Consider the following 16,909-nt stretch of genomic DNA (forward strand, 5'->3'; position numbering starts at 1 on the left):
ATGGTTTTTCTTCAAAATAAGGGAATATTCCTGTTGATACAGTATTAAAATTAAGCGTGGCATCTCTACCAACATATTCAATTCTAGAACAAAATTAAACGTTTAGCATTCTCAAGTCACACCTGTGTAAAATTAGGGAGAAAATCTTCTTCTTTTTACGGGAACGCACTTATTTCAAAATGCTTCACAATACGGCTCCATACAATTATTTTGAAACATGAAGGGATTGTATGGAGCCGTATTCTGCTTTATGTGACCTATTAAAATCTATTTTATAGAGAAAGAGGGAATACAATATGGCAAGAGTAATTTTTATATCTGAGGTTTCATTACCAGGACCTCTGCCTGGGCAATCAAGTCGTTCCAGTGACAATTTTGATTTAGATAGAGCTCCTTCCAACGCAACAAATTATTATTTCGAAGTTGACTCACCATTAGCACCCGGGGATATTCCTAATATAGTTTTTGATGTAGTTGACGATATATCGAGTGGTGCAGATAAAATTCTATACGGTGGGATTCGAAATGGCTATACTGGATCAGTCAAAAGAGATGCTGGCGTGTATATTGTATATAAGTCAGGGGCTACTAAACCTTTTAGAGTGAAAATATTCGCTACTGTATAAGGGAATTCTGTGATAGAACATCATACAACTAGCTTTTAAGAGCTAGTTGTGAAAGCTACAAGAAGAAAATATCAAATATGTTGTCATCAAACATACACAATATATAAGGGAGGTTTATGTATGAATAAAAACAATAATGAAATTACGGAGGTACCTTGTTCAGAATGTGGAGATATAGATTATAGAGATATTATGAACATGAGCAAACAGGGAGAATATGTAGCGCAACAGAGTGTTGTGTTAACTGCTATGAATACATCTTTTCAGGTAATTAGAACCCTTTATCAAGCAAATAAAGGTACCCTTTCGAAAGCAGGGGGCGTTATTAAATCCATATTCACTTACCTTTGGAGACAAAAAAATTCCCAAGAAGAATGGGATAATTTTATGAAAGCGGTAGAAATACTCATCGCTGAAGAACTGTCAACCTATGCTCGAAATGATGCAATAGCATCCGTAAGAGGGTTAGAAAACGTACTCAACGAATACCAAGAGGCACTTGACGATTTAGCTTTGGACCCTACAAATTCGGCGCTTAAAGATGAAGTGAAACGTTGGGTGACTACAGTCCATGGTCAATTTGAAGCTACAATGCCAACATTGGCAGTGGGTGGGTATGAAGTTCAGCAGTTAGTCGCGTATGGAGAAGCGGCCAATCTTCATTTAGCCTTTTTACGAGATGTTGCTAAGTTTGGATATCAATGGGATTTAGACAAAACTACAGTGGCAAACTATTATAAGGATCTCAAAGAAAACACACAAATATATACAGATCATTGTGTACGTACGTATAATACAGGCTTAGAAAAAACAAAAAGTTTAATGGGGGCCATTAATCCAAAAGATTATAATAAATATCCATACTTAAATCCATATGCAAATGGCTCCACAAACTTTTATAAAAAAGTACTTCAGTGGAATGTGTGGAATGATTTCCGAAGAGACATGACGATTATGGTATTAGATTTAGTCGCTCTATGGCCAACATTTGATCCAGAGGTATATACGAATCCAGAGGGTGTAGACCTAGAACTTTCACGAGAAGTGTATTCAACAGCATACGGTAGATATGGGAGTAGTACTCACGGAGGAGATTGGAAGAGTTGGGAGGTTATGGAGACTGCTGTTGATCGTTCACCGCATCTCGTCTCATTTCTAACAAACTTAGCTATTTATCAGAAAACATATTCATCTAGTTCAACGAATACAAAACTAGATCAGTATGATGGCGTAATCAATACACTTAAAACGGTAGGTTCAACTAGTACCTTTGAAGATGGATTTGCACCTATATCTAAAGAAGCATATAGATCTGTAAAAAACATTCCAGGTGAGTATATAAATGGCGTTGATTTAAGGTTAGGCATGGTTCCGTGTTCTTTGACTTTCAAAACGTATAGCTCTGGTCCTTTTTTTGCTGGCCAATGTTATAGCCACCTCGCACAGTCAACTTTCTATAATCTCTCTGCAACTATCGCCTATCATCGCTTTTCATATGTAAATGCGATAGACGATAATTTCTCTGGATATTATAGTGGATGGGGTATTGGAACATGGGGAATGGGTTGGTTACACGAAAATTTAAAAACATTAAATATCATTCATGCAACAAAAAGTAGTTGTATTCCAGCGGTAAAAGCACGGATATTGACAAATAGTGCAACTGTTATAAAAGGTCCCGGGAGTACAGGCGGTGATTTAGTAAAGTTACCTGGAGTTCCGTCTACTTCAGATATTCAAGTACGCATGAATATGACAAGAGAAGTGTGGAAGAACTATCGAATTAGAATTCGTTATGCAACTTCATCCAGCGCACAATTATTTGTAGGGAAATGGACTGGCCGTTGGGCAGCAACTGCAAATATAAATCTTGCTGCTACATATTCTGGTGAGTTAACATATACCGCTTTTAAATTGGCAGATGTACCTTTCAATATAACTACAGGTGAACCAGAGTTCAGTTTCGAGCTTCGTAATAATAGTGGTGGTCCTATTCTTATTGACAGAATCGAATTTATACCATTAGAAGGAACTTTCGCAGAATAAGAAGCAACGCAAAAACTAGAAAAGGCATGAAAAAAGCGAGTGCTTTGTTTACCAATGAGATAAAAAATGCACTAAGATTAGATGTCATAGATTATGATGTGAATCAAGCGTTTTGTAAAGTGGATGATATGTACACAAAAGAAAAAAACGATTTGAATTAAGTGAAGTATGAAAAATGCTTAAGCCAAACACATAATCTATTAAAGGGATACGGTAACACCGCCATCAGGATAAGAAAATGAGATACCCCTAAACCGAAAAAATGGGAGCATCTCATTTATATATATCTAACTCAATTTCTATGTTCATGCAACAAAAACACCTAATTTAAAATCTTCTTTTTTTGATAAGGTGACTCCTGTTAGAAACAACATTGCTGAAAACTTTTAAAGAAGTGGATAATGTAGCAATAGTTGAAAAGGTTAAAGATAAAAATTTTGAAAAAGATGTTGTGCAACTTCATTTAGTGGAGATTACTATTAAAGCTATAGGAAAGAATATCGGGTATAGATCGGCTTCAGCTAGTATATTTATTGATTTAGAAAGTCTATCAATAAAGCTATTCAATATTAATATATAGTATATATTAATCATCTAAAAGAAGTGCTTTTTTACTTCTTTTATAGAATTTACACATTAAACATATATTTATACGCATTGCATTGTTACTACACGCTAAGAAATAGTAATAAAAAGACGGTACAGATGAAACTGTATAAAAATAAAAAGAATCCTAATAGGGGTAATTCTTTATGGAAGTTGAGCATGACAAACCTCCTTGGATATATAGGATATTTTAATATATTGTTGGTCTATTTAAAAGGAAAAACATAATTTGGTACATTGGATTGGAGGATATCTATATAAATAGGTAGAATCTAATTATTTGGTTCACATTTTAATCCAAGGGGTACAAATTCGATGCGACATGAAAAGGATTTGTTGAAACAATGGAAGGCGGATTTGCAAGCTATTCAAGAAGAGAAAAGGCTGAAGAAGAAGGCTAAGAAAAAGAATAAGAAATATAGCATTCCGGGTAATACGGCTGACTTCATGGATGGTAAGAATACTTATCGTAAAGACAATGGGGTATGGAAGCAAAGAAATAAATAATGTGAGGATAAATAAGTTTGATCAAGTTTATAGAAATTATCGGAGGCGCTTCCTTGATCTGGGAGGCGTCTTGTTTGTTGTTAATATTACAAAACAAACGAACACAAAATTAAGATGCGCTAACGAGAAGGGATAGACCTTGCTAAACAAAGTGACGTATAATGGAGCACGCTTTAGAGCTGCTTGCTAATCGTGAAGAAAATGGATATACATTTAAGAAGATATGTGATGTTACTGGTGTAAGTCGTAAAGTTCTTTATAAGAGGACATAAGAAATAGGTTACATCGTGTTAGGCATTGTTATTATATAGAATAAAGAGAATGGCGCGTATCTAAATAGGATGCTTTTTTACTTACAAAAAAACCTGCAGAACTGCAGATTCTCCTGATAATGCTTTAATTAAGTAAGTCCTGAAATATAATGTAAAGACTTGAAAATGAGTTCAAGGATTTTTGTTGATTCATGCGCCTCTATAATCTTTGTTTTTCAGCTTCTTTCTAATATCTATAAATCCTATAATCATTATTGTCATGCATATTAACTTGAGCCAACGAACCTCATGGTGGAACATTAGACCAGAGAAGAATTCATAAGCGTATAATAAACCAACAATTGGAAATAACCAAGTCATAAATTTCAAATCTTTTAGATGAAACTTATAATTATTAATCTTTTTCCACATATGTATCAACCCCTATTGTCCTAATGTTCTGTAGTTTTTCTTGATAATATCTCGCATGTTTAGGATAAAGAATAGAAGGAAAACCAAGGCTATGATTCCGTTGACCCAGTAGTATGTATGTCCTGCTGTGAATCCAGTATAGAAAGAAAAGGAATTCCAAACTAAAAGGATTGTTGAACAGATAGTAGAGATCAATAATGAACCAAAACTCCTCATGATTGTCACCTCGATTCAAAATGTTAGTAGTCAATTATAATTATACATTTTAATAAATAGATTTAAAAGGGTAGGATATAATATAAAGGAATCACTGTGAGGAGAGAAATATGGATAGGTAGCGAATCTGCTGCTTTTTTATTTTAAATAGAAAAAGGAATCTCGAAAGATCCCTTTTTCTAATTCCGATATATCTTAATCGCATATAAGTAAAGACATTAAATATTATATAACAATAAAAAGATATAAACAATAAGTATTTTAGTTAACATAAGGAGGAATTATACAAATTACTTCCTATTAGTACAGAGAGTGGTGGGTGATATGAACGGAAAGGGAATACGTAAAGAAATTCGATAATTCAATATATAATGTTAGAAAAGTAGAGGCCATTGACATAACTACATCAAAAAATACAATCAGAAGCAATGCAAGTTTAGGATAAAGATTTACTAAATAAAAAAATAGAGATGCATGAGTTAGAGTAGTTCATCTCTCTTCTAGAGCACATCGGTACTCTCCTTTTCACTTTGATGACCCAAATTTCAATCAAAGCCATTACGATAAGTAGATTACGTAAGGCCTAGCTAAAACAGCTGTTTCTCTTTTTAGTGTAGCAATTGATGAACTGTTTAAAAAAGATCTGATCCGTTCTTTTACTATTCATCCTGGAAGTATTGTAACGCAGAGGTTTATAAAAAATTCTAATAGCACTCCGTTCCCTGCATGTTCAACAATCGTGCCAGTTTATGAAGTAACGAAAAAAGCCCAATTTTTCAATTTTAATGCTGAAAAATCGGGCTTTTAATATTGGAAATTCCTTAACGTTATAAATCTTTATTTTCTGACACTATCTCATCACGAGGTTCAATACGGAGATCACCAGATCGACCCACTGGGAAGAACCCACCGATGGATCGCCAGTTATTGTTGATCCCGGACCAGTCCGAGCCCGCCTGCCACCAACTGGTGTAGACACGACCGTCGTTGCCTAAAACGAAGAGGTCGAGGTTGTTTTGTGTACGAGCCACCGCGCTCACAGGAGCGCCCACCGGGAAGAACCCACCGATGGATCGCCAGTTATTGTTGATCCCGGACCAGTCCGAGCCCGCCTGCCACCAACTGGTGTAAACACGACCGTCGTTGCCTAAAACGAAGAGGTCGAGGTTGTTTTGTGTACGAGCCACCGCGCTCACAGGAGCGCCCACCGGGAAAAACCCACCGATGGATCGCCAGTTATTGTTGATCCCGGACCAGTCTGAGCCCGCCTGCCACCAACTGGTGTAGACACGACCGTCGTTGCCTAAAACGAAGAGATCGAGGTTGTTTTGTGTACGAGCCACCGCGCTCACAGGAGCGCCCACTGGGAAGAACCCACCGATGGATCGCCAGTTATTGTTGATCCCGGACCAGTCCGAGCCCGCCTGCCACCAACTGGTGTAAACACGACCGTCGTTGCCTAAAACGAAGAGATCGAGGTTGTTTTGTGTACGAGCCACCGCGCTCACAGGAGTGCCCACTGGGAAAAAACCACCGATGGATCGCCAGTTATTGTTGATCCCGGACCAGTCCGAGCCCGCCTGCCACCAACTGGTGTAAACACGACCATCGTTGCCCACAACGAAGAGGTCGAGGATGTTTGGTGTACGAGCCACTGCGCTCACAGGAGCGCCCACCGGGAAAAACCCACCGATGGATCGCCAGTTATTGTTGATCCCAGACCAGTCCGAGCCCGCCTGCCACCAACTGGTGTAAACACGACCGTCGTTGCCTACAACGAAGAGATCGAGGTTGTTTTGTGTACGAGCCACCGCGCTCACAGGAGCGCCCACTGGGAAGAACCCACCGATGGATCGCCAGTTATTGTTGATCCCGGACCAGTCCGAGCCCGCCTGCCACCAACTGGTGTAAACACGACCGTCGTTGCCCACAACGAAGAGGTCGAGGTTGTTTTGTGTACGAGCAATAGCAGTTGGACTCAATGCTGGTTGCCATGCTGATGGTCGTCTACCAGAGATACGCTGAATGCCTTCGATATCATCCTGTGGTAGAAATCGCTGGACGCCACTATATGAGGGAAACATAAGACTCTCTGGGACATTAGAGTGGTCCAATCCGAGCGAATGTCCAAATTCGTGGGCAGCTACAGAAACCAGATCACCCCCACTTGAAGCATTCACAGTCCACGTCTCAGCATCGTCAAAAGGAGCACCGTCCTCCTGGGGCGTTAATAGACCTCCTGCACTTGGTATTTGAACGTATGGAAATGTACTGTTTCGACAGGGAGTAGGCGACAGCCACTGTCCATATTCTGGTAATCTAAAAGATACAGGATATGGATGGTAATAAACTGGAGGCTTTCTGTAATTAGACCAATCATATCTGAACATTTTAATCACTCCTAAATGAGTATATATTCTCGAAGTTGTGTGAATTTTTACAAATATTCCTAATACTATATTTGACTGTATAACTTTTAGATGATTGTCTATACATAATTGGGTGAAGTCTAACATGAATATTAAGGTTTATGATGAATATATAATTTTTAATATTTTCATACATTCATATTTTTGATTTGATTCACCTTCCAAACTTCCACCCATTGTCCTCGAAAGTGATTGAAAATCGCACATTCAAACCATTTGTGTGGATTTAAAATAAAGTTTGATAATTAATAAAAAAGAGTGGTAATTTAAAACAAAGTTTGATGAAATCCTGTATTAACTATAGGGTTTTTCTTTTAACCCTTAAATCCTAGCTGTATTATTCAATTAAAGGGTCATATTGTAGAAGAACCTTGTATAATAAAATTAGAATTTTAGATTGTAGAAGGGAGTGGTAACTTGAAGATAGTGCTTCAAGCATTTATTGGTTCGATAATCATTCATTTGGTTTGTATAGTTTACACGATGGTAGTCGGTTATGTGAAAACAAATACTATAAGCCAGATATAGCAAGTAAATGGGGGAAAGCAGACTTTCTTCAAAATGAAGTAGCGTTTAGCATGACTATTTCCCCTTTTTTTTATGTATTTTCATTGGCAGGACTAGCTATTATTTGTGGAATTATAATATTTTTATACAAAAAGTTATTTATCTAAAGGGCGCAATTCTGCAGCAAGAATTACGCTCTTTCTTTATGTTAACGGCCATTTAATTTAGCAAAACCTTTAAAGCAAATTTGGTATTTATGTTAAATTTCAGAAAATCAAAATAGGAAAATATATTATGATCGTGAAAGTCGAATTTATGTACGAAGAGGATACTGAATATATACGTTGTCCTGCAAAAGTAGGGAGAAAGATTCGTCAATTACAAAGAGATTTTGATAAATGGTTATATGACAGAGAAAACAATCATCCTTATTGGGTAGTAGCTGCCGAAGATGAGGAAGGCAATAAAATCTATGGAGTTTGTTTTAATACAGAGGCGTTCGTATTTTGGCTTAATAATGTAAAGTTTAACAAAGGTAATAGAGACTCCAAATAAACTAGCTAAAAAGAAAATTAAGTTTTAAACTAAGCTGGTTAATAGAAGCTACTCTGATTATTCCGTTAAAGGGCGCTTTAATGGAATAAAAGGAGAGAATATATTAGTCATGTTTAATATGTGCTCTCCTTTATTTTTAGGGATTTTTATAATTTAGGTCTTGATAACGTTTCGCTAAGCAATTTTTCACATAGAAAAAGCCGATTTCCTGTATGCTAAGAGAAATCGGTTTCTTACTACTAAGTTATCTGTAATGGTCGTAGAGAGTCTAATGGTGCAATTTCTTTTTTACTAAATCGGTATTCTCCTGGGAAGTTAATGTGTTCCCATCCTAATTGATAAATGTGTTTTAATAGTTCTTCCTCAAATTTTTCTTTTTTCTTCAAAACATTTATTGCGCTACTTAAATAAACAGTATTCCACACACTAATTGCATTTATTAAGAGATTTAGAGCACTTGTAGCGCTCTTTCTCGTAATTCACCATGTTTTTCAAAGAAAATAGCTCGAGCAAGTCGCGAGGGACTACAACATATTTACGGTTACTGATTTCTATTAAAACTAAGAGGATGACAACTATTGAGTGAATACTATATAGAGCTTGTTCAAAAAGCAAGTAAAAAAATACGCACCCGTGGCAGTGCGAATAGGATTAATGATTGGCAGTACTATTATATTCAGTCAAATTATATATATTCCTCATGTATTCGCATCAGGTTAGCGTTGAATGTTAATGATGTATTGAAAGATGTGCAGTCAGATGAAGAAAAGTCCAAGAATTATATAGATCTATCAATTATACACTCGTATTTTTCTTGAAACGTAAAAATAAATAGCACTTTTGTTTTAATAACAAGATGTATTTTTTTACATTATTTTTGTTCTAAAATGAAATTTGTTGCAGGATTAATTAAATCCATTCCTTGTTTTGTAAACAAATTTTCAACAGAATGAACTTCTTTACGATTATTTGGTATACCACGTATTAGTAATTCTTAATTTTTTACAAATAGAATCAGTTCTTCTTTAAGAATATCGTCCTTTTATAGTTAGAATCGTTTCTATGACCTATATTATCATAAAATTTAGCAGATTATCAGTTCGATAGTCTTGAATACCATTTGTAAATAAGCCGTATATTTAATGGAATATATACACAGAATAAACTTTGATTGTGTAAAAGCAATCAAAGTTTATTACATGAGGTGAAGATATGGGTCAAAATAATTCAAATGATGTAAAGAGTAACGAGGTAGGTTTAATCCCTTTTGATGTGTTGGAAGTTGTTAGTGAAATTCGTGAAATACCTGAAGGTGTAAAACTAATAAATGCTCCGGCAGCATGGGGAAAAAGTGAAAAAGGAAAAGATGTTGTGGTTGCAGTTCTAGATACAGGCTGTCAAATTGACCATGTAGATTTAAAGGACCGCATTATTGGAGGAAGAAATTTTACTACTGATAACAATAGTGATCCAAATAATTATACTGATATGAATGGTCATGGAACACATGTAGCAGGAACGATTGCTGCTACAGAAAATAATCAAGGTGTTTTAGGAGTTGCTCCACAAGCTAAGCTACTTATTGTTAAAGTGCTGGGAGGTCCGAGAGGTTCAGGTGCTTATGAATGGATAATAAATGGCATAAATTACGCAGTAAACTGGAGAGGTCCTAATGGAGAAAAAGTAAGAGTTATTTCTATGTCATTAGGAGGTCCTCAAGATGTTCCAGAACTACATCAAGCTGTGATAAATGCAGTCAATAATGATGTATTAGTTGTTTGTGCAGCTGGTAATGGTGGGGATAATAACCAAAATACTGATGAGTTAAGTTACCCAGGAGCATATCAGGAGGTTGTAGAGGTCGGTGCTGTTGATTTAAATAAAAAAATAGCTGTTTTCAGTGAATCAAATAAAAATGTAGATTTAGTTGGACCTGGAGTAGGGATTTTGTCGACTTATAAAGGTGGAGGCTATGCAACTTTAAAAGGAACTTCAATGGCAACTCCGCATATATCAGGTGGGGCAGCATTAATTATTAAACATTGTGAAAGCGAAAATGAATTTGGTAGAACATTGTCAGAGGATGAAATTTATGCACAATTGATTAAACGAACAACAGCTCTTACTGAATCTAAGCGTTTAGTAGGTAATGGTTTGTTAGATTTAGCGAAAGAATAAAGCTGAAGTATTGGCTTGCTTAATTTAATAACAGGATACAGAATGTTTCCGAAAAACAAGTATAAATGATGTGTTTAGACTTTTATCAGAAATATGGTCATGTGTACTTAAAAACATAATGGTTCTCTAATGTGATTAAATATGTGAAATTTTATATCATAGAAAATCTATTCATCATAATGTGAAGTATAAAAGATGAAGTGTAGGAATAAAAATAGCATTTTTTTCAATCTAAAAATCAACAGGATCAAAATTATTATAATGTTTTTAAAAACAATAAACGGGGTGTAATATCTAATGAATCAAGATGAAAATTCTCAAATCGTAAATAAAGTTGATGGAGAGAGTACAGATGTTTATGTATCCGAGGGGAGCATAGGTGGACAAGCTTTAGGGCAAGCTAGCTATTTTGCTGATACAAAAAACGTGGAAGATCTAAGTGATTTGCCTACTATTGAGCAATTGGAAGGGATGGAATCTGGAAATAGCACGAGTTCACAAGTGCGGAATAGTGGTTTAAGTAGAGAAGAAATAGATAGCTTACCTACTATTGAACAGTTGGAAGGACTAGTACCTGAAACTATTTGTGGTTCAGATGAACGTTCTCAAATCTTAAACACAAAAATATACCCATGGAGAGCTATATGCCAATTAATTATAACTCGTGCTGATGGTGCTAGAGCTCGTGCAACTGGTTGGTTAAATGGTAAAGGTACAGTCATAACTGCTGGACATTGTGTATATAGCACAGATTTAAACAAATGGAATACATCTATAACAGTTATATTAGGAAGAAATGGTACTGAGGAACCTTATGGAGAAATAACTAGCTCAAATCTTTCTTCTGTTAAAGGCTGGACAGAAAAGCATGATCCTAATTACGATTATGGTGCAATAATTTTACCAAATCACATTGGGGATACGACTGGTTATTTTGGTTTTGCAATATATCAAGATTCTCAGTTAAGAAATGTAAAAACTAATTTATCAGGGTATCCAGGAGATAAGCCTAATACTCAATGGTTTATGTATGATACGATAACAAACGTTAATGAGAGAAAAATTTATTACAATATTGATACTATGGGGGGCCATAGTGGTAGTCCCGTATGGATTGATGCACCTAATGGCCAACATTATGCGGTAGGAATTCATGCATATGGTGGATGTCCAAATTCAGCAACTAGGATTAATCAAGATGTTTATAATAATTTATTAAATTGGAAACAACGTGGTGATCAATAAAGTTATTATAAAAGCAAGAGGATACTATATGACTTAAGTCTCTATTACAAAGTTTTCTAAATGAAATGATATTCTAGGGGCACCTTATCAAAAAAAGAAACAAGAAAAATTAAGCAATGGAATTGGGCTAACAAACTGTTTTACATCAAACTTTAAGAAAATTCATTGGAAATGAAAAGACGATTCTTTAGATAAAGAAGAATCGTCTTTTTTGTAAACGATTTTTTAACATACATTTTCCAGGCTGTGCACCTCATATATGAAGAAATACAACGTAAGGTGAAGAGCATGACAGAGTAGTTATCCTATATATAGCATGGATTTTCTTCTTTTTCTCTTGTTTCAAAGTATCCCTAATGTTGTAATATTGTAAATGTATTTGAACCCGTAAATTTCCTGATTAAGGCCGTATCATATCCAATAGGATTCCTTGTAACGTTCTGCAGTGAATCATTCATATTGGTAGCTAATAATGAAAATATAAGCTTCTATTGGCCTAGCAGCACGACTTACTTTAGTAAATGTCGTGCAAGTAGAGTCGGGGCAGGGCGGAGTGGAAATAATTTACGGAAACAGCTACATAAACAATAGGGGGAATAGTTATATATTACCAGTTGAGAAACAGAATACTTTTGAGCATTAACAAGGAACATTTGAGTGAAAAAACATCTATAAACGTACTATTTAGTAGAATGCGAGCATCAATTTGTAAACAAAAAATATTGTGGAATGTTATAGGGGTTTAATCTATCAGTTAAGAAAATAAAATATATAATCAGTTCACATAACTTGTATTCTTAGTAAGAATGAGGATTTATATCTCAAAAAGAAAAGAATTCTTATCTTTTTGAGATAGAAGCGTTTTATATGTACAATAAATTTAACTTGCCTTAGATGTTTATTTAAGACAAGAATGATATAAAATACTTATAACATAAAAAAATATCATAATTACTATATAATTAAATAAGTTTTAAAGAAAAAACAGTCTATTTAGCCTTAATGAATTAATGTTCTATATTCGGTGCTGAAATATTAAAATACTGGTAGATCTATATTAAAAATCATATATCAATCCTGATATTAATAAGTGGATAATTTATAGATTGAAAAATTACTTTCTCGTAAAAACTTCTGTTAGATGAACATAAAGGTTTTAAAAGGAGGAGGTAAAACAAACATCGTACAATTTCGCACGAAATACCAATTTTACGAACAATAAGATGTATAAATAAAAATCTAATACAGTGTTTAGGGATTTCGAGCTCGTAAGCATTAATCTCCGCATATTGGTATGTGTCCATATAATTCATATTTTATATAGAAATTATCAAATACTAAATTACTCCTTGCAAAATTTTATAGTAAATTACATTTAAATTTATAAAAGTTTTTCTTATGTTGATCTATTTAACTCCTTATAATCATGATTAAATTAACCAATTCATGTTAGATAACGAATTTTAAACTGTTTTCATATATTGATTTTTTGTATGAATTTATATATAAAAATTGTTTTATTTTACATACATTTATATGTAGTTTTTGCACTAATTTTTATGGTCTTATACAAATTTATCATTTAGTTAGCTATAATTTTCATTTGACTAACTACACATACCATTCAGTTTTGAGCATATTTTAGTATTCCATAATTTAATTATGTAAATAAGTTTGTGTAAAAATTGAATTTAACGCGAACTTGTGTTCGTTTCTGTTTTCTGTTATATTATATATGAGGTGATTTTTATGGACTACAGCAAGCAACGTCAAAAATCCGTACATCGTAAAAAATTATACGAAAATCTAAACGAAATGCCCTTTTACATAGAAGAATTTGTGGAGTACAAAGAATTGCATGACGCCTCTCCCTCCACCCTACTGAATTATGTATATGATTTTAGAGTCTTCTTTAATTGGCTATTATCTGAACAAGTTATTGAATTAAAATCCATTAAAGACATATCCTTCGCTGATTTGGAGAATTTAAAGAAAAAAGATGTTGAGAACTTTATGAGATTTCTAAAACTACAACAGAACATGCAGAATTCTTCTGTTAACAGGAAAATTTCAGCCTTAAAATCCTTATTTAAATACCTTACCTCCCTATCAGAGAATGAAGATGGAGAATGTTATTTTTATAGAAATGTAATGGCTAAAATCGAAATACATAAAGATAAAGAAACATTAAATGCTCGTGCAAAACGTATGAGATCTAAAATATTTCATAATAATGATGATCAAGAGTTTTTAAATTACGTTAAGTATGAGCACGAAAAATCTTTAACAAAACATCAGTTGTTCTATTTCCTAAGAGATAAAGATCGCGACGTAGCAATCCTCTCGCTTTTTCTTGGCAGTGGCATTCGTGTAAGTGAATTGGCGGATCTTCGTATGGAAGATATAAACTTAAAAGAAAGACTCATTGATGTAATACGAAAAGGAAACAAAGAAGATTCTGTATGGATTACCCCAATTGCATTAAATGATCTTGAAAAATATATGGAAATTCGAGATAACAAATACGCTCCAGGGAAAGAATTGAAAAATGTGTTTCTATCAAAATATAAACATACTGCACAGCCTCTTTCAGTTAGGGCTATCCAAGATATAGTAGAAAAATATACTAAAGCTTATGGAAAAAGAATGTCTCCTCATAAATTAAGACATACATTGGCAAATAAATTATATATGGAAGAGAAAGACTCATTACAAGTCATGCAACAACTTGGACATACGAGTCAAGATACAGCTTTGCTATATACACAACTTGGGGAAACAACTATTAAAGATAGTTTAGGCAGAATAGGAAAGAATAAGGAATAAAAGTTCAGCAATTTTGCATTGTTGAACTTTTATTTTTTTACATACTTAAGTTAAGCTTTAAAAGCTATTTATTATTCGTTTAAAATTTGATTTTATTATGTAAAAAATACATAATTTGAATCCTTCTATAATTGGTATATAAAGACCCTCTCTTGTGGATTATAAATGAAAATTTTAGATTCCTACAATTGTTGGTTACTTTAAACTCATTTTTAACGAATGATTTTGGATATACTGAAATAAAAATAATTATTTCAAATTATTTTATTTTTAATGGTAGTGAAGGAAGAGGACTATCGTTAAAAGCATCCCAAAAACAAAAGTCATAATTGCTTAACTCTTTAAACAATTCTCCATGGTTTATCATAATCCCCATTATAGGCATGTGATATATGCTAATCACTATGGTTTTAAAATTTTCTGTTTTTAAATAGATTAATATTTAAATGTATTGGAATGATGAATGGATGTTGAGAGTGTGCAATATGTGAGAAATTGGAGTAACTGCCGTCCTGGCAACGGAATCTGATTCATAATTGAATCAAGATTTCCTTACCAGAAGAACTTCAACATAAATCTAAGCTTTTAAATATTCTATGGAATCTAGTTCTATCAATGAATTAAAGATAAGAATAAGTTCAGAATAACCTTAGTATATTGTCGCAACTAATTCTTTAGATCTATCTCATATTATTCTGAATTAATTCTAAGGTTATTCTGTTTACTTTAATACTCATAATAAAACTAAATACTCGTTTATTCTCAATATGTTATACGTTAGCACTTTTTTAAAACATAAACCAGAGGAGGTTCCTACTATTTAGTAACAATGTAAAATTGAATTTATCAAGGATAAACCATTTAACAAATAGTTTGCAGCACTGAATGATTTACAAAAGAATACCCATCGATACACTACGAATAAAAATAATCAGCTAATCGAGGGAATATAATTATTTTTATTTAATTCGCACTTGTACTTCTTGTTCTTGTATTACTTGAATGATTAACTCCAATACAATATTTTGTATTAACTGATGCTCATTATCATGAAGTGTACTTTTTTCTGATATGTATTGAATACATTGATATATATATCCTTCTACCAATAAGCTCCCTTTTTCAACTGTAAGTGTATTTTGCCCATTCTTTTTTACCTTTGGTATTAAAAATTCGTTTTTTGTCAAAATAATCTCCTGTTCAATCTCTTTTATTCCTATGACTTTTTCTTTAAATACAACCTTTTCTCGTAAACTAATTTCACCTTTATATCTTCCTATTTCTATTGGTAGTTTCGCTGTAATAAAATTATATACATCTTCCCCATTTTCACTCTCTAATATTATACTGTGAATAGGAATCCATGAAGATGCCTCTACCTTATTCTCTTCTTTATTCCCTTTATTTTTTGGGTTATATAATTCAAAATGAACTCTCTTCTCATGAAGATTTAAAGAAACTAATTTACAATAACTATCCGAATGATATTGTTGCACTGTATTTAATAACTTACAATCTAATTCACGCCCTTTTACACCTTTTTCATTCCTAAATACAAATGCTTCTTGATTTTTTACATTTATTTTTGGGAATATTTTAAAACTAGTTACTTCCGAAAAAATAGAAAATGGAGTTTTGACCACCAGTGAGTGTATTAAAGGCCCTATTTGTGATCCAGACGCTTGACCTTCTTTCTCTAATTTTGATGCTACATCTTCTCCCTTTAATTCAGGTGGTACTTGTTCTTTTTTTCCTCTTTTTTCGTGTGAATTATCTTGTATATTCAGGTTTTTATACTTGTAAATTTCATCCCATATTCCCTTACCAATCCATGGATTTTTCATCACCATCCCCCCGTCTGATGAAATTCAAAATTTTTTTTGTATGTGACCATGTCATCATTATATATGTTGTATAAAAATAAAAAGAAATTGTCTTTTTAATAAAGACAATTTCTTTTTATTTTTATAGTGCTACTTGTACTTGTTGTACTTGTAAAACTTTTAAAGTAAGATCTAGTACAATTTTTTCACGAAGCGTATCAAATGGTTCGTTTAGGTCTGTAGAACAAGGTGAAAAGTCTAATTCAAAAAATTGAGCGCTTACTAATTCACAATATGGTTGTTCGTTATAAAAAACTGCATTTTCAAAGAAATATTTGTCTAGACGTGGTAAATCACCGTTTTTAGGATTTATAAAATGAGAAGTAGTGTCCGAAGAAGAAGCTACTAAAGCTAATGATAGAAAATCACCTTCTGTCAGATCTGCAAAACCAGAAAATGGAACATTTGCAATACGATCATATAGAACTCCATTACATTCGTTATTTGCATATTCAATATTTTTACGAATATAGCCTTGTACAAATAATTTTGCTCTTGTAACTCGTCGGTAAGGTGTACCTGGTACTGGTACGAATGCTACAGGCACTAACTTACATTGTGTTAAAAATACGTTTTTTAAGATGCGTTTAATTTCGACTGCT

At 33.6% G+C, this 16,909-nt stretch carries 13 protein-coding genes and 2 pseudogenes; 9 read left to right on the forward strand and 6 right to left on the reverse strand.

Annotated features, from left to right (window positions below):
- The first annotated feature begins 296 nt into the window (after nt 1-296).
- The 5 genes and pseudogenes from ACS2FK_RS25975 to ACS2FK_RS25995 form a co-directional block, all read left to right on the forward strand.
- Entirely contained in the window at nt 297-626 is a 330-nt protein-coding gene (locus tag ACS2FK_RS25975; protein WP_063549997.1) for a hypothetical protein, read from the forward strand.
- A 120-nt stretch (nt 627-746) separates the two neighbouring features.
- Nucleotides 747-2,672 carry an insecticidal delta-endotoxin Cry8Ea1 family protein gene (locus tag ACS2FK_RS25980; RefSeq protein ID WP_063549999.1) on the forward strand — a complete coding sequence of 642 codons (1,926 nt, stop codon included), beginning with the start codon at nt 747-749 and terminating at the stop codon, nt 2,670-2,672.
- A 358-nt stretch (nt 2,673-3,030) separates the two neighbouring features.
- Complete coding sequence (locus ACS2FK_RS25985) at nt 3,031-3,252, forward strand: hypothetical protein (RefSeq protein ID WP_063550001.1); 222 nt, start codon at nt 3,031-3,033, stop codon at nt 3,250-3,252.
- Nucleotides 3,253-3,593: 341 nt separating this feature from the next.
- Nucleotides 3,594-3,785: a hypothetical protein gene (locus ACS2FK_RS25990; RefSeq protein ID WP_001215520.1), complete on the forward strand. Its 192-nt coding sequence runs from the start codon at nt 3,594-3,596 to the stop codon at nt 3,783-3,785.
- A 161-nt stretch (nt 3,786-3,946) separates the two neighbouring features.
- A pseudogene (locus ACS2FK_RS25995) lies at nt 3,947-4,057 on the forward strand (recombinase family protein); the annotation flags it as partial.
- 189 nt (nt 4,058-4,246) lie between these two features.
- Here ACS2FK_RS25995 and ACS2FK_RS26000 read toward each other — a convergent pair.
- The 3 genes from ACS2FK_RS26000 to ACS2FK_RS26010 form a co-directional block, all read right to left on the reverse strand.
- The gene (locus tag ACS2FK_RS26000; RefSeq protein ID WP_063550003.1) at nt 4,247-4,468 is read right to left on the reverse strand and encodes a hypothetical protein; all 222 of its coding nucleotides are present in this window, start codon (nt 4,466-4,468) and stop codon (nt 4,247-4,249) included.
- A gap of 12 nt (nt 4,469-4,480) precedes the next feature.
- Nucleotides 4,481-4,684 carry a hypothetical protein gene (locus ACS2FK_RS26005; RefSeq protein ID WP_080018679.1) on the reverse strand — a complete coding sequence of 68 codons (204 nt, stop codon included), beginning with the start codon at nt 4,682-4,684 and terminating at the stop codon, nt 4,481-4,483.
- Between the two features lie 827 nt (nt 4,685-5,511).
- On the reverse strand, nt 5,512-7,200 hold the full coding sequence (locus ACS2FK_RS26010; RefSeq protein WP_080469967.1) for a matrixin family metalloprotease: 1,689 nt from the start codon (nt 7,198-7,200) through the stop codon (nt 5,512-5,514).
- A gap of 714 nt (nt 7,201-7,914) precedes the next feature.
- On the opposite strand from ACS2FK_RS26010, the gene ACS2FK_RS26015 reads away from it, so the two are divergent.
- Nucleotides 7,915-8,175 (forward strand): hypothetical protein, encoded by a 261-nt coding sequence (locus ACS2FK_RS26015; RefSeq protein WP_063550007.1) that lies wholly within the window; start codon nt 7,915-7,917, stop codon nt 8,173-8,175.
- Nucleotides 8,176-8,414: 239 nt separating this feature from the next.
- Here the strand turns inward: ACS2FK_RS26015 and ACS2FK_RS26020 are convergent.
- Nucleotides 8,415-8,689, reverse strand: a pseudogene (locus ACS2FK_RS26020) (Tn3 family transposase); the annotation flags it as partial.
- A 698-nt stretch (nt 8,690-9,387) separates the two neighbouring features.
- On the opposite strand from ACS2FK_RS26020, the gene ACS2FK_RS26025 reads away from it, so the two are divergent.
- The 3 genes from ACS2FK_RS26025 (at nt 9,388) to xerS (ending at nt 14,424) form a co-directional block, all read left to right on the forward strand.
- Entirely contained in the window at nt 9,388-10,353 is a 966-nt protein-coding gene (locus tag ACS2FK_RS26025) for a S8 family peptidase (protein ID WP_063550009.1), read from the forward strand.
- Between the two features lie 297 nt (nt 10,354-10,650).
- Nucleotides 10,651-11,598, forward strand: coding sequence for a trypsin-like serine peptidase (locus tag ACS2FK_RS26030; protein ID WP_198147837.1), 948 nt, complete (start codon nt 10,651-10,653; stop codon nt 11,596-11,598).
- Nucleotides 11,599-13,347: 1,749 nt separating this feature from the next.
- Entirely contained in the window at nt 13,348-14,424 is a 1,077-nt protein-coding gene (gene xerS / locus ACS2FK_RS26035) for a tyrosine recombinase XerS (protein WP_063550011.1), read from the forward strand.
- A gap of 959 nt (nt 14,425-15,383) precedes the next feature.
- On the opposite strand, the gene ACS2FK_RS26040 is transcribed toward xerS, so the two are convergent.
- Together ACS2FK_RS26040 and ACS2FK_RS26045 are read right to left on the reverse strand one after the other, a co-directional pair.
- Nucleotides 15,384-16,268, reverse strand: a complete 885-nt coding sequence (locus tag ACS2FK_RS26040) for a BC_2427 family protein (RefSeq protein WP_063550013.1) — start codon at nt 16,266-16,268, stop codon at nt 15,384-15,386.
- A 121-nt stretch (nt 16,269-16,389) separates the two neighbouring features.
- The coding region (locus ACS2FK_RS26045; RefSeq protein ID WP_438899873.1) for a CsxC family protein at nt 16,390-16,909 on the reverse strand (520 nt) is incomplete at its 5' end.

It is taken from the genome of Bacillus cereus group sp. BceL220, from assembly GCF_051776965.1.
In the GTDB taxonomy this organism is placed as follows: Bacteria; Bacillota; Bacilli; order Bacillales; family Bacillaceae_G; genus Bacillus_A; species Bacillus_A cereus.